Origin of the sequence: Delftia sp. RIT313 (genome assembly GCF_000632165.1) — a bacterium.
In the GTDB taxonomy this organism is placed as follows: Bacteria; Pseudomonadota; Gammaproteobacteria; order Burkholderiales; family Burkholderiaceae_C; genus Comamonas; species Comamonas acidovorans.
The window spans coordinates 1-21,948 of sequence record NZ_JFYT01000091.1 but is presented as its reverse complement, the minus strand read 5'-3'; the positions used below and the strand labels follow the sequence as shown (position 1 = coordinate 21,948).

The 21,948-nt window shown below is 69.8% G+C and carries 19 protein-coding genes; 9 read left to right on the top strand and 10 right to left on the bottom strand.

Annotated features, from left to right (window positions below):
• Window positions 1-204 precede the first annotated feature (204 nt).
• The gene (gene paaN, locus BW39_RS26450) at window positions 205-1,863 is read left to right on the top strand and encodes a phenylacetic acid degradation protein PaaN (RefSeq protein WP_043825129.1); all 1,659 of its coding nucleotides are present in this window, start codon (window positions 205-207) and stop codon (window positions 1,861-1,863) included.
• Window positions 1,864-1,878: 15 nt separating this feature from the next.
• Here the strand turns inward: paaN and BW39_RS26445 are convergent, their stop codons facing one another.
• Window positions 1,879-2,514, bottom strand: a complete 636-nt coding sequence (locus BW39_RS26445; RefSeq protein ID WP_034389704.1) for a TetR/AcrR family transcriptional regulator — start codon at window positions 2,512-2,514, stop codon at window positions 1,879-1,881.
• A gap of 191 nt (window positions 2,515-2,705) precedes the next feature.
• On the opposite strand from BW39_RS26445, the gene BW39_RS26440 reads away from it, so the two are divergent.
• Window positions 2,706-3,389: a LuxR C-terminal-related transcriptional regulator gene (locus BW39_RS26440; RefSeq protein ID WP_016449578.1), complete on the top strand. Its 684-nt coding sequence runs from the start codon at window positions 2,706-2,708 to the stop codon at window positions 3,387-3,389.
• A gap of 5 nt (window positions 3,390-3,394) precedes the next feature.
• Window positions 3,395-5,353 carry a sensor histidine kinase gene (locus tag BW39_RS26435; RefSeq protein WP_043825125.1) on the top strand — a complete coding sequence of 653 codons (1,959 nt, stop codon included), beginning with the start codon at window positions 3,395-3,397 and terminating at the stop codon, window positions 5,351-5,353.
• Here the strand turns inward: BW39_RS26435 and BW39_RS26430 are convergent.
• Window positions 5,322-6,881, bottom strand: coding sequence for a serine hydrolase (locus tag BW39_RS26430; RefSeq protein ID WP_016449576.1), 1,560 nt, complete (start codon window positions 6,879-6,881; stop codon window positions 5,322-5,324). The genes BW39_RS26435 and BW39_RS26430 overlap by 32 nt on opposite strands.
• 141 nt (window positions 6,882-7,022) lie before the next feature.
• On the bottom strand, window positions 7,023-8,141 hold the full coding sequence (gene mnmA / locus BW39_RS26425) for a tRNA 2-thiouridine(34) synthase MnmA (RefSeq protein ID WP_013804638.1): 1,119 nt from the start codon (window positions 8,139-8,141) through the stop codon (window positions 7,023-7,025).
• A 102-nt stretch (window positions 8,142-8,243) separates the two neighbouring features.
• Here mnmA and BW39_RS26420 point away from each other — a divergent pair, with 102 nt between their 5' ends.
• Window positions 8,244-9,170, top strand: coding sequence for a LysR substrate-binding domain-containing protein (locus BW39_RS26420; RefSeq protein ID WP_043825124.1), 927 nt, complete (start codon window positions 8,244-8,246; stop codon window positions 9,168-9,170).
• Window positions 9,171-9,172: 2 nt separating this feature from the next.
• Here the strand turns inward: BW39_RS26420 and BW39_RS26415 are convergent, their stop codons facing one another.
• From BW39_RS26415 to BW39_RS26390, 6 genes are read right to left on the bottom strand one after another with little or no spacing between them, the layout of a single operon-like run.
• Entirely contained in the window at window positions 9,173-9,955 is a 783-nt protein-coding gene (locus tag BW39_RS26415; RefSeq protein WP_013804640.1) for an enoyl-CoA hydratase, read from the bottom strand.
• An 11-nt stretch (window positions 9,956-9,966) separates the two neighbouring features.
• Window positions 9,967-10,962, bottom strand: coding sequence for a Bug family tripartite tricarboxylate transporter substrate binding protein (locus BW39_RS26410; protein WP_043825123.1), 996 nt, complete (start codon window positions 10,960-10,962; stop codon window positions 9,967-9,969).
• A gap of 36 nt (window positions 10,963-10,998) precedes the next feature.
• Window positions 10,999-12,165 (bottom strand): CaiB/BaiF CoA transferase family protein, encoded by a 1,167-nt coding sequence (locus tag BW39_RS26405; protein WP_200871546.1) that lies wholly within the window; start codon window positions 12,163-12,165, stop codon window positions 10,999-11,001.
• A 48-nt stretch (window positions 12,166-12,213) separates the two neighbouring features.
• On the bottom strand, window positions 12,214-12,999 hold the full coding sequence (locus BW39_RS26400) for a citryl-CoA lyase (RefSeq protein ID WP_043825133.1): 786 nt from the start codon (window positions 12,997-12,999) through the stop codon (window positions 12,214-12,216).
• A gap of 31 nt (window positions 13,000-13,030) precedes the next feature.
• The gene (locus BW39_RS26395) at window positions 13,031-14,530 is read right to left on the bottom strand and encodes a class I adenylate-forming enzyme family protein (RefSeq protein ID WP_043825119.1); all 1,500 of its coding nucleotides are present in this window, start codon (window positions 14,528-14,530) and stop codon (window positions 13,031-13,033) included.
• Window positions 14,531-14,586: 56 nt separating this feature from the next.
• Window positions 14,587-15,624, bottom strand: coding sequence for a tripartite tricarboxylate transporter substrate binding protein (locus tag BW39_RS26390; RefSeq protein ID WP_043825118.1), 1,038 nt, complete (start codon window positions 15,622-15,624; stop codon window positions 14,587-14,589).
• Between the two features lie 133 nt (window positions 15,625-15,757).
• Here BW39_RS26390 and BW39_RS26385 point away from each other — a divergent pair, with 133 nt between their 5' ends.
• The 5 genes from BW39_RS26385 (at window position 15,758) to BW39_RS26365 (ending at window position 21,345) form a co-directional block, all read left to right on the top strand.
• A complete protein-coding gene (locus BW39_RS26385; protein ID WP_013804645.1) occupies window positions 15,758-16,564 on the top strand; it encodes an IclR family transcriptional regulator in 807 nt (268 codons plus the stop codon).
• Between the two features lie 75 nt (window positions 16,565-16,639).
• Entirely contained in the window at window positions 16,640-17,602 is a 963-nt protein-coding gene (locus BW39_RS26380) for a LysR substrate-binding domain-containing protein (protein WP_012202727.1), read from the top strand.
• Between the two features lie 87 nt (window positions 17,603-17,689).
• Window positions 17,690-19,114, top strand: coding sequence for an FAD-dependent tricarballylate dehydrogenase TcuA (gene tcuA, locus BW39_RS26375; RefSeq protein WP_043825117.1), 1,425 nt, complete (start codon window positions 17,690-17,692; stop codon window positions 19,112-19,114).
• Between the two features lie 5 nt (window positions 19,115-19,119).
• Window positions 19,120-20,322, top strand: coding sequence for a tricarballylate utilization 4Fe-4S protein TcuB (gene tcuB, locus BW39_RS26370; protein WP_043825114.1), 1,203 nt, complete (start codon window positions 19,120-19,122; stop codon window positions 20,320-20,322).
• A gap of 42 nt (window positions 20,323-20,364) precedes the next feature.
• Window positions 20,365-21,345 carry a Bug family tripartite tricarboxylate transporter substrate binding protein gene (locus tag BW39_RS26365; protein ID WP_174549397.1) on the top strand — a complete coding sequence of 327 codons (981 nt, stop codon included), beginning with the start codon at window positions 20,365-20,367 and terminating at the stop codon, window positions 21,343-21,345.
• 15 nt (window positions 21,346-21,360) lie between these two features.
• Here BW39_RS26365 and BW39_RS26360 read toward each other — a convergent pair whose 3' ends face one another.
• On the bottom strand, window positions 21,361-21,864 hold the full coding sequence (locus tag BW39_RS26360; RefSeq protein ID WP_043825131.1) for a carboxymuconolactone decarboxylase family protein: 504 nt from the start codon (window positions 21,862-21,864) through the stop codon (window positions 21,361-21,363).
• Window positions 21,865-21,948 lie beyond the last annotated feature (84 nt).

Genomic DNA, 21,948 nt, shown 5'->3' with positions numbered 1-21,948 from the left:
CTGGCGGTTTCGATGGGGTCGAGGTCGCCGGGGGCGGGGCGCAGGTCTTTGTTCATCGGGGTTCTGGCGTCGTGAGGCAAGGGGTTCAGAATAATTGACCGACCGGACGGTAGGATTATAAGATGCAGCTTTCTTGAGCAACAAGGCTTGTTGTCCGGTACTAACCCTGATAGCGACGCCACATTCCAACCCAGGAGACATCCCATGCCCGCCCACGCCCTCTACGAACGCCACCGCCCCCTGCTCGACGACGCGCTGCAGGCCCTGTCCCGCCGGGGCCACTGGTCGCCCTTTCCTGAAGCGCCCTCGCCCAAGGTGTATGGCGAGACTGCCCAGGCCCAGGGCCATGCCGCCGTGCAGGCGCTGTTCGGCAAGGACTATCCGCTGCGCCAGCCCGGTGAACGCGCCCGCGTGGCCACCGAGCAATCGCCCTATGGCGTGGCCCTGGACATCCGCTACCCCGGGTGCGATGCCCAGGCGCTGGTGGACGCGGCCCAGGCGGCCGAGCCCGCATGGCAGGCGCTGGGACCCCAGGGCCGCACCGGCGTGCTGCTGGAGGCGCTGACGCGCATCCACCAGCGCAGCTTTGAGATCGCGCATGCCGTGATGCTGACCACGGGCCAGGGCGCGATGATGGCCTTCCAGGCCGGCGGCCCCCATGCCCAGGACCGCGCCCTAGAAGCCATTGCCGTGGCCTGGAAGGCCATGGCCGACGTGCCTGCCGAGGCCGTCTGGGAAAAGCCCCAGGGCAAGCATGCGCCCGCCGTGCTGCACAAGCGCTTCGAGATCGTGGGGCGTGGCGTGGCCCTGGTCATCGGCTGCGCCACCTTCCCGACCTGGAACACCTACCCGGGCCTGTTCGCCGCGCTGGCCACGGGCAACCCCGTGATCGTCAAGCCCCACCCCAACGCCGTGCTGCCGGCTGCGCTCACCGTGAGCGTGCTGCGCGATGTGCTGACCGAGCAGGGCCTGGACCCCAACCTCGTGACCCTGGCCGTGAGCGACAAGCCCGAATTGACCCAGGCCCTGGCCACACATGCGGCCGTGGCCTCCATCGACTTCACCGGCGGCAATGCCTTCGGCCAGTGGCTGCAGTCCAACGCGCCGCAGGCACGCCTGTATGCCGAGATGGCCGGCGTGAACCTGGTGGTGATCGAGTCCACCGATGCCTACGCAGGCATGCTGCGCAATCTGGCCCTGTCACTGTCGCTGTACAGCGGCCAGATGTGCACCACCACGCAGAACCTGCTGATTCCGGCCGGCGGCATAGAGACTGACCAGGGCCACAAGAGCTTCGAGCAGGTCGGCGCCGATCTGGCCGCCGCCATCGACCAGTTGCTGGCCGATCCCAAGGTGGCCTTCACCGTGCTGGGCGCCATAGGCTCTGCGCAGACCGTGGAGCGCGTGGAACAGGCGGCCACCGTGGGCCGCACCGTGCGCGCCTCGCAAAAGCTCACCCATCCCGAGTACCCGCAGGCCGAGGTGCGCACGCCCGCGCTGCGCGCGCTGGACGTGGCGGACGCCGCCATCTACGAGCGCGAATGCTTCGGCCCCGTCTCCTACCTGGTGGCCGTGCCCTCGGCCCAGGCCGCCCGCGAGCTGGCCGAGCGCAGCGTGCGCGCGCATGGCGCGATGACGCTGGGCCTGTACTCCACGGATGCGGCCTTTGTCGATGCCGTGGCGGCCTCGGCGCTGCGCTCGCGCGTGGCCCTGTCCATCAACCTCACGCAGGGCGTGATGGTCAACCAGTCGGCAGGCTTCTCGGACTTCCACGCCACGGGCGGCAATCCCGCGGCCAATGCCAGCTACACCACGCTGGCCTTCGTGGCCGACCGCTTCGTGGTCGTGCAGCGCAGGTGGTAAGGGACCGGGCCGAGCCTAGGCCTGGCGGGCCTTGCGCGGCTTCTTGCCGTCCGGCACGCTGACCGCGCGCACGCCGCCGAAGAACAGCTGGGACACCATGGTGCCTATGGCGTCATGGTCCAGCGTGCCGCCCGGCTTGAGCCAGGTGAAGGTCCAGTTGATCATGCCGAACAGCAGCATGGCCAGGGGCTTGCCCAGGGCGCTGTCGGCAGGTTCTCCGCGCACCTGGGCAATGGTCTGCGCAAAGGCGGCGACCACGCGGCGCTCCACGTCCAGGATGCGCTGCTGGTCTTCCTCGCGCAGGAAGCGCACGTCCTCGGTCAGCACGCGGTGGGCATTCTGGGCCTGGGCGTACTCCTGGCCGAAGCCGCGGATCAGCGCATGCAGGCGCTGCTCGGGATCGGCATGGGCCTGCAGGGTGTCGTTGACCAGGGCTTCGAGGCGCAGCACATGCTCTTCGGCAATGCGCACGGCCAGGTCGTGCTTGTCGATCACGTAGTGGTAGAGCGTGGCCTTGGAGACGCCGCAGGCCGCAGCCACCTCGTTCATGGAGGTGCCCGCATAGCCGCGCTGCGCGAACAGCTGGGCGGCGTGGGAGAGGATCATTTCACGCTGGCCATCGTAGCCAGCAGGGTCACGTACGCGTGCCATGCGGCGGCGTCCTTTCGGTAGGTGTCGTTGCCAGGGTCCGCCCGTGCGGCCCGGGCCGGAATTATGGACGGCGCAGCGGCGCGCGCCCCCGCGATTACCAGTTTTCAGGGATATGCAAAGATGCGGGCTTCGCCCACAGTCGGGCGGCCATCCTGCCCCTTTTTACGCCCGCCGCTGCGCACGCCTTTTCCATGCCCGCCCACCTGCTTGTCCCAGAGTCCACGCTTCCGGCCCCGGTGCTGGTGGTGGAGGACGAGCCGCTGATCCGCCAGCGGCTGCAGTCCGTGCTGGGCCAGCTGGGCTACACGCCCGATGCCCTGCTGTTCGCAGGCTCCCTGGCCCAGGCCCGCGCCTGCCTGGCCGAGCCCGTGGCCCTGGCCCTGGTGGACCTGGGCCTGCCCGACGGCAGCGGCATCGACCTGATCGCCGAGATGCGCAGCGCAGACCCGGCCGTGGGCATCCTGGTGATCTCTGCCTGGAGCACCGAGGACGCCATCCTGGCGGCGCTACGCGCAGGCGCCACCGGCTATGTGCTCAAGGAACGCGACGACCTGGAAGTGTCGCTGTCCATCCGCAGCGTGCTGCGCGGCGGCGCGCCCATCGACCCCTTCATCGCGCGCCGCGTGATCGCCGAGCTGCAGGGCGCGGCACCCGCCACGCCGGAGAGCACCGGCACCGAGTCCACGCTGAGCGCGCGCGAAAGCCAGATCCTGCGCCTGGTGGCCGATGGCCTGACCAACCGCGAGATCGCCGAGCAGCTGCACCTGTCGCGCTACACGGTGGAATGCCACATCAAGCACATCTACCGCAAGCTGGCCGTGTCCTCACGCACGCGCGCCGTCAACACGGCACGCGTGCGCGGATTGCTGGGCTGACGGCCATGGGCGGGTGGCGCCGGTGGTTCGGCCCGGTGCGGCACTTCGCCCTGGGCCTCGCCCTGAGCCTTGCGTTTCTCCTGTGCAGTACCTGCGCCTTGGCCCAGGCCTGCCTGCCGCAGATCCTGTCCATCCAGTCCGCCAAGGCCGCAGGCCAGGGACCGCCGCCCATCGCCAGCGCGGTACGCGACTGGCACAACGTGACCCTGCCCGACCACTGGCTGGACCGCTGGCCCGGCTACAGCGGCGCCGTCTGGTACCGCATCGACTGGCAACGCGGCTGCGCTCACCCCGCTGCCGCCGATCCCGTGGCGCTGGCCCTGCACTCGATGGTCATGGCCGGCGAGGTCTTCGTGAACGGCGACCTGCTGTGGCGCGACCGGCACCTGGTCGAGCCCCTGTCGCGCAGCTGGAACATGCCGCGCTTTTGGCTGCTGCCCGAATCCGCCCTGCATGCGGGCACCAACAGCGTGTGGATACGCGTGCACGGCCTGGCCGAGCAGACGCCGGGCCTGGGCGAGGTGCGCCTGGGCGAGCCCGAGGCGCTGCGCCAGTGGCACGAGCAGACCTGGTGGAACCAGCGCACGCTGTTTGCCATGAACATCGTGGTCTCGCTGGTGCTGGGCGTGCTGTTCGCCTTTGCCTGGCTGCAGCGGCGCGCCAGCAAGGCCTTTGGCTGGTACGCGCTCAATGCCTTCTGCTGGGCGCTGTTCCTGGCCAATATCCTGGCCACCGAGGCCTGGCCCTTCCCCGACACCCTGGCCGTGGCACGCGGCAACCTGCTGGTCTTTTTGCTGTTCGGCCAGAGCTTTTGCCTGTTCACCTGGCGCTTCGGCAGGCTGCACCTGCCCCGGCTGGAAAAGCTGCTGTGGGCGCTGACGCTGGCCGGCATGGCCGCCGCCATCTTCGCGCCCTGGTCGCTGGTGGACGGCGTGCTGCACATCGGCCTAGTGTACTTCGGCATCTGCGTGGCCGTGTCGCTGCACTTTCCGCTGCACGCCTGGCGCACGCGGGAGCCAGGCCACCTGGTCTACGCGGCCTGCCTGCTGGTCTTCCTGTGCGCGGGCCTGCACGACATGCTGGCGCTCAAGAAGGTGATTGGCCCCGCCACGCCCTGGATGCCCTATACCGCGCCGCTGACCATGCTGGCTCTGTCCATGGTGCTGGGCCGGCAGTTCGTGCTCAGCATGCGCCGCATCGAACAGTTCAACCAGGAGCTGACCGACAGCGTGGCCCGTGCCTGCGACGAGCTCGGCGGCACGCTGGCGCGCGAGCATGCGCTGGCGCTCAGCCACTCGCGGCTGCAGGAACGGATGCAGCTGGCGCACGACCTGCACGACAGCCTGGGCGGCTCCCTGGTGCGCTCCATCGCCATGGTGGAGCAGGCCGGCACCCCCATGCACAACCGCCAGTTCCTGTCCGTGCTCAAGCTGCTGCGCGACGACCTGCGCCAGATGATCGACAGCGGCACCAGCGTCTCCGTCACCGTGCCGGACACGCCCCAGGCCTGGATCGCGCCGCTGCGCCACCGCTTTGCCAGCCTGTTCGACGCGCTGGACATGCAGTCCGACTGGCAGGTGCCGGCCGCCTGGCCGCAGCCGCCCGGTGCGCTGCAGTGCCTGGCGCTGACGCGCGTGCTGGAGGAAGCGCTTGCCAATGTGATCAAGCACAGCCGCGCCCAGTGCGTGCAGGTGCAGTTGCAGTGGCCCGAGCCGCATTGGCTGATGCTGCGCATCACCGACGACGGCGCAGGCTTTGACGTGGCCGCCGTGCAGCAGGCCGGCATGGGAGTGGGCCTGCGCAGCATGCAGGCGCGCCTGCAGCGCCTGGGCGGCCATCTGGACATGGATTCAGAACCCGGCGCCACCGTGCTGGCCGCCTGGCTGCCCGTGCCCGGCGATCACCTGCACGACGGCACGGAGCAGGCCACCCTCAGCGCGAAAAGCGCCCTATCCCCGCACTGACGCCGGCCGGCGTCAGCACATCGTCGAAATACTCCAGCGTGAGCTGGTTGCCGTCGAACGTGGCCTTGGACAGGCTGCCCGGCGAATCCCCCTCGGGCACGAAGCTGAAGACCTCGCCATCCCAGTGGCTGAGCAGCATGCGCTGCGAACCCAGGCTGACCTGCAGCCCCCCGCCGCCCGTCTGCAGGCTGACCTGGGCCGGCCCGTAGAAGCGGTTGGCGTAGCTGCCCACATAGGCGCCCAGCGGCCGGGGCGGTCGGGGGAAAGGGGGCCGGGTCTTGCCTGCCAGCTCGCCATGCGGCTGCATGATGGGTGCCAGCCGCTTGGTCCAGATGCTCTCCCAGTCCTGGCGCTGGCGGCCCCATTCGACCTGGTCCAGGAACTGCGAGACCACGATCTCGGGCACGCCGATGGGCATGCCGTTGGTCAGCACCACGATGCCCAGCTTGAGCTCGGGCATGACGGTGAAGCTGGTCGCGCTGCCCGTGCCGAAGGCGCCCGAGTGGCTGTAGGTGGTGCGCCCTGCCTCGGACACGCCCACGTTGAAGCCGAAGCCGTAGTAGCGCGCAGGCTCGCCGTTGCCGGCCGGCGACTGCAGCATCTGCGGCGACAGCGCCGTGCGCAGGGCCTGCGCATCGACCACCTGGCGGCCCTCGAAGCGGCCCTCGTCCAGCAGCATGGTCATCCAGCGCGCCATGTCGCGCACCGTGGAGCTGACGCCGCCCGCAGCCGACTGCGCATCGGGCCGGCGCACCGGCCCCGTCTGCCACACGCCATTGACGCGCAGGTGGCCGGCCGCTCGGTTGGCGCGCGCCTCGAAATCTGCAAACAGCGAACTGGTCTGGGTCATGCCCAGCGGGCCGTAGACGGCCTGCTGCGACAGCGCGGCCCAGGACTGGCCTGCGATGGCGGCCACCGCCTCGGCACCCGTGGTCAGGCCGAAGTTGCTGTAGGCGTACTGGGTGCCCACGGGCCGCAGCGGCAGGTAGCGCAGGCGCTCCAGGATCTGGCGCTGGCTGTAGCCCAGCTCCTCCAGCGCATCGCCGGCCTGGCCGGGCAGGCCTGAGCGGTGGGCATACATGTCGCCCACGGTGATGCGCTGGGCGGCGTCGGCGTCCTCCAGCGTCCACCAGGGCAGGCCCTGCTGTACGCGCGTGTCCCAGGACACGCGGCGCTGACCCACCTGCTGCGCCACCACGGTGGCGCCCACGGACTTGGAGACGGAGGCGAGCTGGAACACCGTGTCCGCATCCACGGCCAGCGACGAGCCCAGACGGCGCACGCCCATGCCCTGGGCATAGACCAGGCGCCCCTCATGCACCACGGCCACAGCCACGCCGGGCACGCCCGTGCGCCGCATCTGCGCGCGCACCTGGCCGTCGAGTTGGTCGAGCGCACGCTTGACGCGGTCCGTCACGGGCGGATCGATGGGATCGCCCCAGGACACCTCGCCGTTGCATCCGGCCGTGGCCACGGCGCCCAGGGCCGCTCCCAGAAAATGCCGGCGCGCAAGAATCGATGAAGCCATGGGGTCTCCTGTGGTGCTGTCGTGAAGAACAAAAGGAAAAAGAAAAAGGGGCGGTTGTGCCGCCCCCCGTGACGATAGCAAAACGCGCCGGGCCGAATCCTGCCCGGCGTCAATCCGCATCAATGCCGCGTCAGTGCTGCATCAATGCGGATCCACCGCCGCGATGATGCCGCCGCCCAGGCACACGTCGCCGTCGTAGAGCACGGCCGACTGGCCTGGCGTGACGGCCCATTGCGGCTCGGGAAAATCCAGCCGGAAGCCTTCGGGCGTGGCGCCCGAGATCAGGGCCGGCGAGTCGGGCTGGCGGTAGCGCGTCTTGGAGCCGTAGGCCTTGCCCTCGGCGGGCGCGTGGCCGGCCACCCAGCTGACCTGGTCGGCCAGCAGCGACTGCGACAGCAGCCAGGGATGGTCATGGCCCTGCACCACGCGCAGCGTGTTGGTATCCAGCTCCTTGCGCGCCACGAACCAGGGCTCGTGGTCGCCGCCGCCGCGCGGCGCGCCCTTTTCCTTGACGCCGCCGATGCCCAGGCCCGAGCGCTGGCCCAGCGTGTAGAACGACAGGCCCACATGCTTGCCCAGCTTGCGGTTGCGGTCGTCGAGGATGTTGCCGGGCTCCTTGCTGATGTAGCGGTTCAGGAAGTCGCGGAACGGCCGCTCTCCGATGAAGCAGATGCCCGTGGAGTCCTTCTTCTTCGCGTTGGGCAGGCCGATCTCCTCGGCAATGCGGCGCACCTCGGTCTTCTTCAGCTCGCCCACGGGGAACATGGACTTGGACAGCTGGGCCTGGTTGAGGCGGTGTAGGAAGTAGCTCTGGTCCTTGGCCGGGTCCAGCCCCTTGAGCAGCTCGAACAGCTGCGTGCCGGGGTTCTGGCGCACGCGGGCGTAGTGGCCTGTGGCGATCTTCTCGGCGCCCAGGCGCATGGCGTGGTCCAGGAAGGCCTTGAACTTGATCTCGGCATTGCACAGCACGTCGGGGTTGGGCGTGCGGCCGGCCTGGTACTCGCGCAGGAACTCGGCGAAGACGCGGTCCTTGTACTCGGAGGCGAAGTTCACATGCTCGATCTCGATGCCGACCACGTCGGCCACGGCGGCGGCATCGACGAAATCGACATTGGACGAGCAGTATTCGCTGTCGTCGTCATCTTCCCAGTTCTTCATGAAGATGCCGACCACTTCATGGCCCTGTTGCTTGAGGAGATGGGCCGTGACAGCGGAGTCCACACCGCCCGACAGGCCCACCACGACGCGGTGTTTAGTCATGGCAGCGATTATCCCAGCGCCCTTCAAAGGCTGCGCGCCACGGGCTTTGCAGCCCTGCGCCAGCAGGAATAATGGCCCTCTTGCCCCCTAGGAAACGCCCGCATGCGCTACGACCTGACCGATCTGAAGCTGTTCATGGCCATCGCCCAGGCCGGCAATCTCTCGCGTGCCAGCCAGGCGCGGCACCTGACGCCCTCGGCCGCCAGCCAGCGGCTGCGCAACCTGGAGCAGGCCCTGGGCTGCCAGCTGTTCACGCGCGAGCACAAGGGCATGCGGCTGACCGAGGAAGGCCACGCCATGCTCGAGCATGCGCGCGGCGTGTTCGCCGCCATCGACGGCATGGAGGCCGAGGCCGCCCTGCTGGGCAGCAGCCTGCAGGGCAAGGCAACGCTGGCGGCCAACAGCTCCTCGCTGCACGGCTTCATCGGCCCGCACATCGGCGAGTTCCTGACCGCCTTTCCCGAGGTCAACCTGACCCTGGTCGAGCAGACCAGCGAGACGATTGCCGCCAGCGTGGCCGAGGGCGAGGCCGACCTGGGCGTCTACGCGGGCGAGCCCATGGCGGGCGCCGTGGCCTGCGAGACCTTTGCGCTGGACCGCCTGGTGGTGATCGCCCCGCCCGGCCATCCGCTGGTGCCCCAGCCGGGCGAGAGGCAAGAGGACGGCGAAGGCCCTTCCTGCCGGTTCTTCGACACCCTGTCCCATGCCTTCGTGGGCATGGCGCTGACCAGCAGCAACTACGCCTTTCTGCGCGAGCTGGCCAAGCGCCATGGCCGGCCGCTGCGCTGCCGCATCCACGTGGACGATTTCACCTCCATCGTGCGGCTGGTCTCGCAGGGCGTGGGCCTGGCCATCATTCCGCACAGCATCTACCGCAGGCTCGGCACCGCGCATGCGGTGGCCTGCCTGCCGCTGGAGGAAACCTGGGCACGGCGCCCGCTGCAGCTGGTGCGCTCCAGCGAACGGCCGCTGACGCCCACCGCGCAGCGGCTGCGCAGCTTTCTGAAAGGGCTGGCCGACAAGGCGTAGGTTCAGGGCTGGGGCTGGGCTTGGGCCTTGGCCTGCTTACGCTCCAGGAAGGCATTCATGTGGTGCTGCGGCTCGCCCGTGTTGAAGGCCGCGCCGAACTCGGCCACGCTGTCGGTGATGGCCGAGTCCACGCCCATGCCTTCCCAGCGACGCAGCAGGCGCTTTTGCTGGCGCAGCGCCTCGATGCCGATCCCGCCCAGCCCCTCGGCAATCTGCGCGATGCGCGCATCGAGCTGGTCGCCGGGCACGCATTCGTTGAGCAGGCCCCAGCGCTCGGCCTGCAGGGCGCCGATGTTCTCGCCCGTGAGCAGCAGCCAGCTGGCGCGCGTGCCGCCGATCTGCGCGGGCATCATGGCCGCGTGGATCACCGAGGGAATGCCGACCTTGACCTCGGGCATGCCCACCACGGCATCATCGGCCGCGATGCGCAGGTCGGCCGCCATGGCCAGCTCCAGCCCGCCACCCAGCGTATGGCCCTGCAGCCGGGCGATCACGGGCACGGGGAAATGCCGCACCGCGTTGCACAGGTCGCGCAGCCCGCTGATGAAGGCGCGTGCCGAGGCGGCGTTGAGCGACGCCATCTCGCGGATGTCGGCCCCCGCCACGAAGGCGCGCGTGCCCGATCCGCGCAGCACCAGGCAGTGCAGATCGGGGCGCTCGGCCAGTTCGGCCAATTGCGCGGTCAGCGCGCGGATCACGGGTGTGCCCAGGATGTTCAGCGGCCCGCCGCCGGTGATGGTGAGCACGGCGGTCTGCGGGGTGGGAAAGGTCACTTGTGCATGCACGGCAGATCTCCTCAAAGTTTCTCGAATCCGATGTCGCGGATCAGCTGGGACCAGGCGCGGTTGGAGCGCTCCACCGTCTGCCTGAATTGCGCAGGCTCCTGGAAGTCCACGACGGCGCCCTGCTGCTCGATGGTCTTGATCAGCTCGGGCTTTTGCAAGGTCTTGCGCATGGCTTCGCTGAGCCTGGCAAGAATGGCGGGATCGAGCCTGGCAGGCGCGCCCAGGCCGTACCAGGACATGTCGTTCATGGGCTTGAGACCGGCCTCGGCATAGGTGGGCACGCCGGGCAGGGCCGCCAGGCGCACGGGGCTGGACACGGCCAGCGCACGCAGCTGGCCGCCTGCGATCAGCGCGCCCGAGGACGGCATGTTGTCGAACACCACATCGAGCTGCCCCGCCATCAGGTCGTTGAGCGCCGGCCCCAGCCCCTTGTAGGGCACATGGGTGAGGGTGGTGCCCGTGGTGCTGCCGAACAGCGCACCGCTCAGGTGGCTGAGCCCGCCATTGCCCGAGGAGCCGTAGTTGAGTTTGCCCGGCGCGGCGCGCGCCGCGTCGCTCACATCCTTGGCGCTCTTGTAGGCCGAGCCTGCGCTGACCACCATCACGCCCGGCACGTTGGCGATGTTGGTGATGGGGGTGAAGTCCTTCACCGGGTCATACGCGGGCTTGGCGTAGACGTTGGGGTTCACCGCATGCGAGCTCTCCACCATCATCACCAGGGTGTAGCCGTCGGCCGGCTGCTTGGCCGCATAGGCCGAGCCCGTGCTGCCGCCCGCGCCGGGGCGGTTTTCCACCACCACGGGCTGGCCCAGCGTCTCGCCCAGGTAGCGGGCCGCCACGCGCGCGATCACATCGGTGGCGCCGCCCACCGCATAGGGCACGACCAGGCGTATGGGCCGCTCGGGATAGCTTCCGGCCCCTGCCGCCCCCGCTGCATATGCCAGCGGCATCCCCGCCAGCGCGGCGGCTGCCACGGCGGCCTTCAGTGCTTTCATGCGTTTCGTCATCCTTGTCTCCTTCTTGGCTTGTCGATGTCTATGGATTCAGAGGTCCTGCGGCGCCGCACCGAGCACGGGCGGCGGCGGCACCTGGGCGCCACTGCCAGCCGGCACCATGGGGTTGCGCACCAGCTTCAGCGTGCCCAGCTGCGGGTGCTCCACCGTCTGCAGCATCTGGCGGTGCCGTACCTGCGGATGGGCGAAGACCTGTTCCATGGTGTTGATGCAGCCCCAGGGCACCTGGGCGGTGTCCAGCGCATCGGTCAGGGCCTGCAGCGGCCAGCGGCCCAGCGCCGCGCGCAGCAGCGGGCGCAGCTGCGGCATGCCGGTCAGGCGCGCGGCATTGGTGGCAAAGCGCGCGTCCAGGTGCCAGTCCGTGCCCAGCACGGAGCACAGGGCGGCGAACTGCCCGTCATTGCCGATGGCCAGGATGAAATGCCCGTCTTCGCAGGCAAACACCTCGTAGGGCGCGCAATTGGGATGGGCGTTGCCCGTGCGGCGCGGGTTCTCGCCGCTGACCAGGTAGTTGGCCGCCTGGTTGGCATTCATGGCCACGGCCACGTCCAGCAGGGCCAGGTCGATGTGCTGGCCGCGCCCCGTGCGCTGGCGCTTCACCACGGCCGCCAGCACGGCGCTGGTGGCATACATGCCCGTCATCAGGTCCACCACGGCCACGCCCGTGCGCAGCGGGCCCGCGCCCTCCTCGCCATCGGCCACGCCCGTGTAGCCCATGAGGCCGCCCAGCCCCTGGAACACATAGTCGTAGCCGGGCTTGTGCGCAAAAGGGCCGCTCTGGCCGAAGCCCGTGATCGACAGGTAGATCAGCCCGGGGTTGATGGCGGCCAGCGCCGCGTAGTCCAGGCCGTGGCGCGCCAGCGCGCCGGCCTTGTAGTTTTCCACCAGCACGTCGGCATCGCGGATCTGGCGCAGCAGCCAGGCATGCGAGGCCGGCTCGGTGAAGTCCAGCGCCACCGACTGCTTGCCGCGGTTGCAGGACAGGAAATAGGCCGACACGGCCTCGCCACCGGGCGCCTGCACGAAGGGTGGCCCCCAGGCGCGCGTGTCGTCCCCTGTGCCGGGACGCTCGATCTTGAGCACCGATGCGCCCAGGTCGGCAAGGTTCTGGGTGCACCAGGGTCCCGCCAGGATGCGGGACAGGTCCACCACGCGCAGGCCGTCGAGGGCGCTGGACAATCCATGGGTTTGTTGCATGGACTCCATGCTCGCGGCATGGCGCGCGGTGGTCCATCGGTCATTGCTTCACGCAGCGTTCGCGGAAACTGCATGCCCCGCATAGGGGATGGCTTCCTCCACCGTTTCCCAGATGAACCGGCCCGACGGGCTTTGCTGCTCCTCCACCACATGCGCCACCAGCCCGGCGGCCCGCGAGATGACGGCAAAGCCGCGCATCACGGCCGTGGGCACGCCGATCTCGCCCAGCAGGGCGGCCACGGCCCCCGTGGCATTGATGGTGATGGGCCGGCCCGCTGCGGCGTCCACGGCGGCGGACAGGGTTTCGAGCGCGCGGATTCTGCTGCCCGCCAGTTCGGGTTCGGCGCGGCCCATGTCCAGCAGCTTGTAGGCGCGCGGGTCCACGGGCTTGTGCAGGTGGTGGCCAAAGCCGGGCACGGGGCTTTTCAACGCCTTGTGGTGCCGGGCGATGGCGCGGGCCTCGGCCTCGGGGTCGGCGGCGGCGGCGATGCGGTCGAGCAGCGCGGCGCAGTTCTCCATGGTGCCCACGAAGGAGCTGCCCACGGCCAGCAGGCCGGCCGAGACGGCGCCCTGCAGGTTCTCGGGCGCGCTCATGTAGATGAGGCGCGTGGCGATGGCGCTGGGCGTGAGGCCATGCTCCATGAGCACGATGAGCACCACATCGGCGATGCGCAGGTCCACGGGGCGCGGCGTGCGGCCCAGGATCTGCATCAGCATCACCTCGGTGAAGGTCTTCTTGCCCATCAGGTCCTCGACCAGGTCGGCATCGCGGTAATGCAGGCTGGTGAGGGTGTGGGTGCACAGGCGGGTGACGGGGGGTTGGGGGGTTGCCATGGCCAGGGTCTCCTTGTGATGGTGTGCGGGGTCAACGGGGCGCCAGCGCAAGCTCGCGCACGGCCGTCTTGAGCAGCTTGCCCACGGGCGAGCGCGGCAGGCTGGCGTGAAAGTGGATGCGCTTGGGTGTCTGCACGGGACCCAGTCGCTGGCGCACGAAGGCGATCAGCTCGGCCTCGTCCGGCCGTTGGTCGGGGCGCAGTTCGGCGCGCAATTGCACGGCGGCCTGCACGGCCTCGCCCCAGTGATCGTCGGGGATGCCGAAGACCACGCACTCGTGCACGGCCGGATGCTGGCCCAGGGCGTTTTCCACATCCACGGGATAGACGTTGAAGCCGCCCGTGATGACCAGGTCCTTCAGGCGGTCCTTGAGGTGCAGGTAGCCCTGCGCATCGATCAGGCCCCGGTCCCCCGTGTGCAGCCAGCCGTTCACCAGGGTCTCGGCCGTCTTGCCGGGCAGGCGCCAGTAGCCGCTCATCAGCAGATCGCCGCGCGCCACGACCTCGCCCACCTCGCCGCGGGGCAGCAGGCGGCCGTCGGGCGCCATGATGGCCAGGTCGCTGAACCAGGTGGCCCGGCCCACGGAGGTCCACAGGCCTTCGTCCTCGAAGTCCTCGGGCCGCATGGCCGTGAGGATCTGCGGCGCCTCGGTCTGGCCATAGGTGGTGGCCAGCACGGGGCCGAAGAAGGCGCGCACCTGGCGGATTTTCTCGGGCGGCATGGCGGCGCCGCCGTAGATGAGGCGGCGCAGGCCGGGGAAGTCCGCACGGCTGGCGCCCGGCAGCGCCATCAGCATGTAGATCAGGGTGGGCGGCATGAAGCACACGGTGCCGCCGCGCAGGGCAAAGGCGCTGCGCACGGCCTCGGCACCCGCACCGTCGAGCAGCACATGGCAGCCGCCCTGCGCCAGGATGGGCAACAGATAGGTGGACGTGCCATGCGTGATGGGCGCGGCCATGACGTAGCGGTCATGTTCATCGAACCCCCAGGCCTGGATCTGGTTGGCAATGCCGGCCATCCAGGCGCGGCAGGGCTGCATCACGCCCTTGGGCAGGCCCGTGGTGCCGCCCGTGAACTTGATGGCCTGGATGGCATCGGCGGGCAGTTCGGGAACCACGGGAACGGCGCCACTGTGCGCCTGCTCCAGCGCCGCCGTGCCCTCGCCCAGCACCAGGTGGATGCCCGGCGCCCCTTGCACCAGTGCAGCGCCGCCCGCGTCGCACAGCACGATGGAAGGCTCGGTGGCATCGATGATGCGGCGCACCTCGGACTGCGTGCTCTTGGGATTGAGCGGCACCCAGACCTTGCCGCTGGCCATCACCGCCAGCAGGGCGGCGATATGGTCCGCGCTGTTGCCCGCGCAGATGCCCACGCGGCTTTGCACGGCGGGCTCCAGCGCCTGCAGGCCGGCCGCCAGCGCGGCCACCTTGCGGGCCAGCGCGTCATAGCGGATGCAGCCGCCCGGCGCGTCGATGGCGATGCGCTGCGGCCAGCGCTCGGCCGCGCGCCAGAAAAAATCAATGGGTTGCATGGGGGTTGTCTCCTTGTGGGGCGGTTGTGTTGAGCTTTTGCCGAACGTGTGCCGAACTACTGGGCGGTGGCGCCCGAGGCCTTGACCACCTCGCGCCAGCGCTTGATCTCCGACGTCGCAAAGCTGCGCATCTGCGCCGGGGTGCCGGGCTCGGGCGTGGCGGCCATCTCGCCCAGGCGCTGGCGCAGCTCGGGTGCGGCCAGGGCGGTGTTCAGGGCATGGTTCAGGCGCTCGATCACGGCGGGCGGCGTGCCCGCAGGGGCGGCCAGGCCGAACCAGGACTGCACGTCAAAGCCCGCATAGCCCGACTCCGCCAGCGTGGGCACATCGGGCAGCAGCGCCGAGCGCCGGGCGCTGGTGATGGCGATCGCGCGCAGCTTGCCGGCCTGCACATGGGGCAGGGCCGAGGGCGCGTTGTCGAACATGGAATCCACCTGCCCGCCCAGCAGGTCGGTGATGGCCGGTGCGCTGCCCCGGTAGGGCACGTGCAGCATGCGCAGGCCCGACAGCTGCCGGAACATCTCGCCCGACAGGTGGATCGACGAGCCGCTGCCCGACGAGGCGAAGCTGATGCCCTGCGCACTCTGCCGGGCGTAGCGCACATAGTCGGCCACGTTCTGTATGGGCAGGCGCGGGTTGACCACGAGGATGTTGGGAATCTTGGCGATCAGGCCGATGGGTTCGAAGTCCTTGACCGGGTCATAGCCGAGCCGGGGGTAGAGCGAGGCATTGATGGTGTTGGCAATGGTGTAGACATACAGCGTGTAGCCGTCCGCAGGCGCCCGCGCCACGGCTTCGGCGCCCACATTGCTGTTGGCGCCCGTGCGGTTGTCCACCACCACGCTCTGGCCCAGCTGCTCGCCCATCCGGGCGGCCACCAGGCGTGCGATCACGTCGGTGGCGCCACCGGCCGCATAGCCCACCACGAGCCGCACGGGCCGGGCCGGCCAGGCCGCCGGCTGCGCCAGCACGGGCGCGGGCGCCAACGCGACGGCCGCGACGGTCGCAGCGGCCATGCCGGCCAGTGCGCAGGTGAAGGAACAGGCCAGCAGGCGCCGGCGCGCCCACGGATTGAAACGGGCAGGGGTTGTCATGTCTTGTCTCCAGGTGATCGTTCTGATGTCTGCTTATGTCTGCCTGTGTGGGCTTTCGACGGCCTGCGGCACACTGCGCGCTGCACGCAGGCCCTTTTCTGCCCTGCCTGCAATCACCGGGAAATTCTTTTCCATGCCTTCGCGCAGCACCAATCCAAACGTCCGGCCAGCGGACATTCCAGTCTCCGCCGACGATGCCGGCAGCCGCACGCTGCGCCGTGGCCTGCAGGTGCTGGACGCCGTGCTGGCCGCTGGCCGCGAAGGCCTGCGCGTCGCTGACCTGTGCCGCGCCACGGGGCTGGAGCGCGCCACGGTGTACCGCCTGCTGTCCACCCTGGTGGACAGCGGCTATGTGGCGCACAGGGGGCGCTTCGGCTATGCGGCCGGCCACCGGCTGGCGGCCACGGCCGCCAGCGCAGGCCAGCCCAACATGGCCGTGCGGCTGCAGCCCGTGCTGGAGCGCGTGAGCGCGGGCTGCGCGGATGCGGCCTTTGCCATCGTGCGCGAAGGCGCGGCATCGCACTGCATCGCCCGCCATGTGGGCACGCATCCAGTGCAGATCCTGGTGATCCAGGTGGGCACGCGCCAGCCGCTGGGCGTGGGAGCGGCGGGACTGGCCCTGCTGGCCGCCCTGCCCGATGCCGAGGTGCAGGCCGCGATGGCGGCCAACGCGCCCGTGCTGGAGCAGTACGGCGGCATGACGCCCGAGCGCATGGCCCTGCTGGTGAAGGCCACGCGCCAGCGCGGCTGGTCCGTCATCGGCAACCACGCCACGCGCGGCGTGCTGGCCGTGGGCATGGCGGTGCGCAATGCCGAAGGCGAGCCCGTGGCCGCCGTCAGCGTGGCCTCCACGCTGGAGCGCATGCCCGGCGAGCGCCAGAAGCTGATTGCGCGCTCGATAGGCGAGGCCCTGGCGGCCCTGCTGCCGCGCGGCATCTGAGGCCAAGCCCCCCGGTGCAGCGGCCCGCCCGGTCTGCACCGACAATCGCCGCTGCCATCCACAAGCGCCGCCCCCATGGAACTGAGACAACTCCGCTACTTCGTCCGCATCGTCGAACTGGGCTCCATGAGCCGCGCCGCCCTGGACCTGGACATGGTCCAGTCCGCGCTGAGCCAGCAGGTCAGCCGCCTGGAAAGCGAGCTGTCCACCCGGCTGCTGCAGCGCACGCCGCGCGGCGTGGTGCCCACCGAGGCGGGCGTGGCCTTCTTCCGCGAGGCCCAGCTCACGCTGCGCCATGCCGAGCAGGCCGTGCGCAGCGCGCAGCAGGCGCGGCTGTCGGGCTCGGTCAGCGTGGGCCTGGCGCCCACCACCTCGGCCATGCTGGGCCTGCCCATGATGCAGGCCATGCGCGCGCGCTACCCCGATGTGCGCCTGCACATGGTGGAGGGCATGTCCGGCCACCTGACCGACATGCTCAATGCGCGCGCGCTGGACATGGCCGTGCTGTTCGACGCCCGCCTGCACGGCGGTCAGGCCCGCGCAGGCGGGCGGCGCTGGCAGGTGCACCCGCTGATCGAGGAGGAGCTGTTCCTGATCCGCGCGCGCGGCCACCACCCCGAGCCGCTGCCGCCGCAGATGGCGCTGGCCGACCTGGCCGGCGAATCGCTGATCCTGCCCACGGGCCTGCACGGCCTGCGCAGCACGCTGGACACGGCCTTCTCGCAGGCGCGCTTCACGCCGCATCTGGTGCTGGAGGTGGACTCGCTGTCCATGGTCATGGCGGCCGTGGATGCGGGCCTGGGCAGCACGGTGCAGCCCTGGGCCTCCATGGGCCGCTATGCCGATGCCGCGCAGCGCTTCGAGTGGTCGCGTATCACGGACAAAGATGCCCTGCGCACCAACCTGCTGTGCAGCCTGTCCGAGGATGAGCTGTCGCCCGCCGCCCTGGCCGCGCGCGTGGTGCTGATCGACTGCGTGCGCCAGCTGCTGCGCGGCGGCGCCTGGGCTGGCACGGCCCTCATCCATCACGAAGACTGATACCCCCATGCCGGCGGGCCCCTGCCCGCCGCGCGGCGTTCTCCCTACATTCGCAATCCCCACGATGGCGAATGCAAGGAGAACTCCATGGACCCCGATGTCCTGGTCATAGGCGGCGGCAATGCCGCCCTGTGCGCGGCCCTGATGGCGCGCGAGGCAGGCCGCAGCGTGCTGCTGCTGGAGGCGGCGCCGCGCGACTGGCGCGGCGGCAATTCCGGCCACACGCGCAACCTGCGCTGCATGCACGACGCGCCCCAGGACGTGCTGGTCGAGGCCTACCCCGAGGAGGAGTTCTGGCAGGACCTGCTCAAGGTCACGGGCGGCATCACCAACGAGCACCTGGCGCGCATGGTGATCCGCGCCTCCTCCACCTGCCGCGACTGGATGCGCCGCCACGGCGTGCATTTCCAGCCGCCGCTGTCGGGCGCCCTGCACGTGGCGCGCACCAATGCCTTCTTCATGGGCGGGGGCAAGGCCCTGGTCAATGCCTACTACCGCAGCGCCGAACGGCTGGGCGTGCAGGTGCGCTACGCGTCGCCCGTTGACCGGCTGGAGATCGAGGGCGGTGAATTCAAGGCCGCCTGGGTGGGCGAGCAGCGCATCACCGCAAAGACCTGCGTGCTGGCGGCGGGCGGCTTCGAGTCCAACCGCGAGTGGCTGCGCGAGGCCTGGGGGCAGAACGCACGCGGCGAGTGGCCGTCCGACAACTTCCTGATCCGCGGCACGGCCTTCAACCGCGGCGTGCTGCTGCGCCACCTGCTCGAAGACCATGGCGCCGACCGCATCGGCGACCCCACCCAGGCCCACATGGTGGCCATCGACGCGCGCGCGCCGCTGTACGACGGCGGCATCTGCACGCGCATCGACTGCGTCTCGCTGGGCGTGGTGGTCAACCGCGAGGCCGAGCGCTTCTACGACGAGGGCGAGGACTTCTGGCCCAAGCGCTATGCCATCTGGGGCCGCCTGGTGGCCCAGCAGCCGGGCCAGACCGCCTGGTCCGTCATCGACGCCAAGGCCATTGGCCGCTTCATGCCGCCGGTCTTCCCGGGCGTGCGCGCCGACTCCCTGCCCGAGCTGGCACGCAAGCTGGGCCTGGACGAGGAAGGCTTCATGCAGACCCTGGATGCCTACAACGGCGCCTGCCGCGTCGGCCACTTCGACCACACGGCGCTGGACGACTGCCACACCGAGGGCCTGGCGCCCGCCAAGACCCACTGGGCCCGCCCCATCGACACGGCGCCCTTCTACGGCTACCAGCTGCGCCCCGGCGTGACCTTCACCTACCTGGGCCTGGAGACCGACGACACGGCGGCCGTGCGCTTTGCCGGCCAGCCCAGCACCAGCCTGTTCGTGGCCGGCGAAATGATGGCCGGCAACGTGCTGGGCAAGGGCTATACGGCCGGCGTGGGCATGTCGATCGGCACGGCCTTCGGCCGCATCGCGGGCCGCAACGCGGCCCTGGCCGCCACGGGCCACCCCGCCGTGCGCGGCGCAGTGACAGAGAAGGCTTGACCGAGATGCAGACCCTGAACGCCCTGACCCAAGAAGCCCAGGACCTGGCCGCCGGCCGGGTCATTCCCATCCTGCCGGTCTCCACCGAAACGGCCGCCGAAGGCGAGGTGGCGCGCGCCCTGCAGATCTGCAACGCCTGCCGCTACTGCGAAGGCTTTTGCGCGGTCTTCCCGGCCATGACGCGGCGGCTGGAGTTCGGCAAGGCCGATGTGCACTACCTGGCCAACCTGTGCCACAACTGCGGCGCCTGCCTGCATGCCTGCCAGTACGCGCCGCCGCATGAATTCGCCATCAACATCCCCAAGGCCATGGCCGAGGTGCGCGGCCAGACCTATGCCGACTACGCCTGGCCGCCCGCCCTGGGGCGCCTGTACCAGAGGAACGGACTCACGCTGTCGCTGGCCCTGGCCGCAGGCCTGTCACTGTTCCTGGTGCTGGCCGTGGCCCTGCAGGGCGGCCTGGGCCGGCTGTGGGGCGCCGACCTGGGCGCCAACTTCTACAACCTGTTCCCGCACAACCTGCTGGTGGGCATCTTCGCGCCCGTGTTCCTGTTCGTGGTGCTGGCGTTGGCCATGGGCGTGCGCCGCTTCTGGAAGGACGTCAAGCCCGCCACCGGCGGCGTGGACGTGGGCACGCCGGCGGCGGCCGAGGCCGCGCACGACGTGCTGCGCCTCAAATACCTGGACGGCGGCCACGGCGAGGGCTGCCACAACGACGACGATGCCTACACCCTGAGCCGCAGGCGCTTTCACCACCTGACCTTCTACGGCTTCCTGCTGTGCTTTGCGGCCACGGCGTTGGCCACGGTCTACCACTACGTGTTCGGCTGGGCCGCGCCCTACGAATTCCCCAGCCTGCCCAAGCTGCTGGGCGCCGTGGGCGGCACCAGCCTCATGCTGGGCACCGCAGGCCTGTGGCGCCTGAACCGCAGGCGCCACCCGCTGCATGGCGACGCGCGCCAGAAACCCATGGACCTGGGCTTCATCGCCCTGCTGTTCCTGGTCGCGGCCAGCGGCATGGCGCTGTGGCTGGGCCGCGGCACGCCGGCCCTGGCCCTGCTGCTGTGCCTGCACCTGGGCGCGGTGATCGCCCTGTTCGCCACCCTGCCCTACGGCAAGTTCGCGCACGGCGTGTTCCGCACGGCATCCCTGCTGCGCCACAACACCGAAAAGCGCCAGCCCAGCCCCATCGGTCTGGGCGCCGACTAGCCGCATCCGCCCCGATTCCCAGCCAATGACGGAGACAACCCCATGATGAACAAGCGCAACTTCCTGCACGCCAGCGCCCTGGCCGCCTCCCTGCTCGCACTGGCCGCCAGTGCGCAGGCCCAGGACTTTCCTCCCAAGAAGCCCGTGTCCCTGGTCGTGGGCTTCGCCGCCGGCGGCGCCGCCGATGCGGCCGCGCGCCTGATCGCCAAGAAGCTGGGCGAGAACATCGGCCAGAGCGTGGTGGTAGAGAACAAGGGCGGCGCGGGCGGCAACATCGCCCACCAGCAGGTGGCCAATGCGGCGGCCGACGGCTCGGTGCTGCTGTTCGGCTCGGTGGGGCCGCTGACCATTGCGCCGCACCTGATGAAGCTGCCCTACGACCCCTTCAAGGACCTGGCACCCATCTCGGGCGGCGTGAACTTTCCCAACGTGCTGGTGGTGCACAAGGGCGCGGGCGTGAAGACCCTGGCCGAGTTCGTGGCCAAGGCCAAGAAGAACCCGGGCACGGTGGACTACGCCTCGACGGGCGCGGGCTCGGCCTCCCACCTGGCAGGCGAGCTGTTCAACCAGCGCGCGGGCATCGACATGGTGCATGTGCCCTACAAGGGCGGCGCGCCCGCGCTGCAGGACCTGCTGGGCGAGCGCGTGACCAGCTACTTCGCCGCGCCGCCCACGGCCCTGCCCCACATCGAGGCCGGCAAGCTGATCCCGCTGGCCACCACGGGCCTCACGCGCCCGGCGTACATGCCCGACATCCCTACGGTGGCCGAAGCCGGCTATCCCGGCTTCGAGGCGCTGAACTGGTATGCCTTCGTGGCACCGGGCAAGACGCCCAAGCCGATGCTGGACCGCTGGAACACCGAGATCGTCAAGGTACTCAATGACCCTGGCGTCAAGGAGGCGCTGAACAAGCACGGCCTCACCCCCCAGCCCACCACGCGAGCCGAGTTCGCGGCCTTCATGAAGAAGGAATACGAGCAGTGGGGCAGGCTGGTGAAGGAACGAAAGCTCTCGGCGGAGTGAGCGGCTTGCAGGCGTTCAGAGTTTGATGGGCTTGCGTGCCACGGGGGCTGCAAAGCCCGCGCACAGGCGGTTCCAGACATTGATGCTGCCGATGGCATAGGTCAGCTCCACCATCTCGCGCTCGCTGAAATGCGGGCGCAGCGCCTCGAAGTCCTGCTGCTCGGGATGGGCCTGGCTCAGGCGCGTGCAGCGCTCGGCCCAGTTCAGGGCGGCGCGCTCGCGCCCGTCGTAGAAATCCACCTCGGGCCAGGTGACGATGCTGTTGATGCGCTGCAGGTCCTCGCCCCGGGACAGCAGTTCGCGCGTGTGCATGTCCACGCAGAAGGCGCAGCCGTTGATCTGCGAGACGCGCAGGAACACCAGCTCCAGCAGCTGGATGCCCAGGCTGGACTCGTGCAGCAGCGCGTTGATGCCGGCCTGGGCCTTGTACAGCTCGGGGGCCACGGCCTGGAAGTTCAGGCGCGGCGTGGGGGCAGCAAGAGGACGGGCGCCGGTGGCAACGGAAGACGAAGCGGTCATGGAAAACACTCCTTGAGGGATGTAGCAGCCGGCCGGAATGGCTGGCCCATACCTTCAAGACGCGCGGGGCGTGCGCGTTGTGAC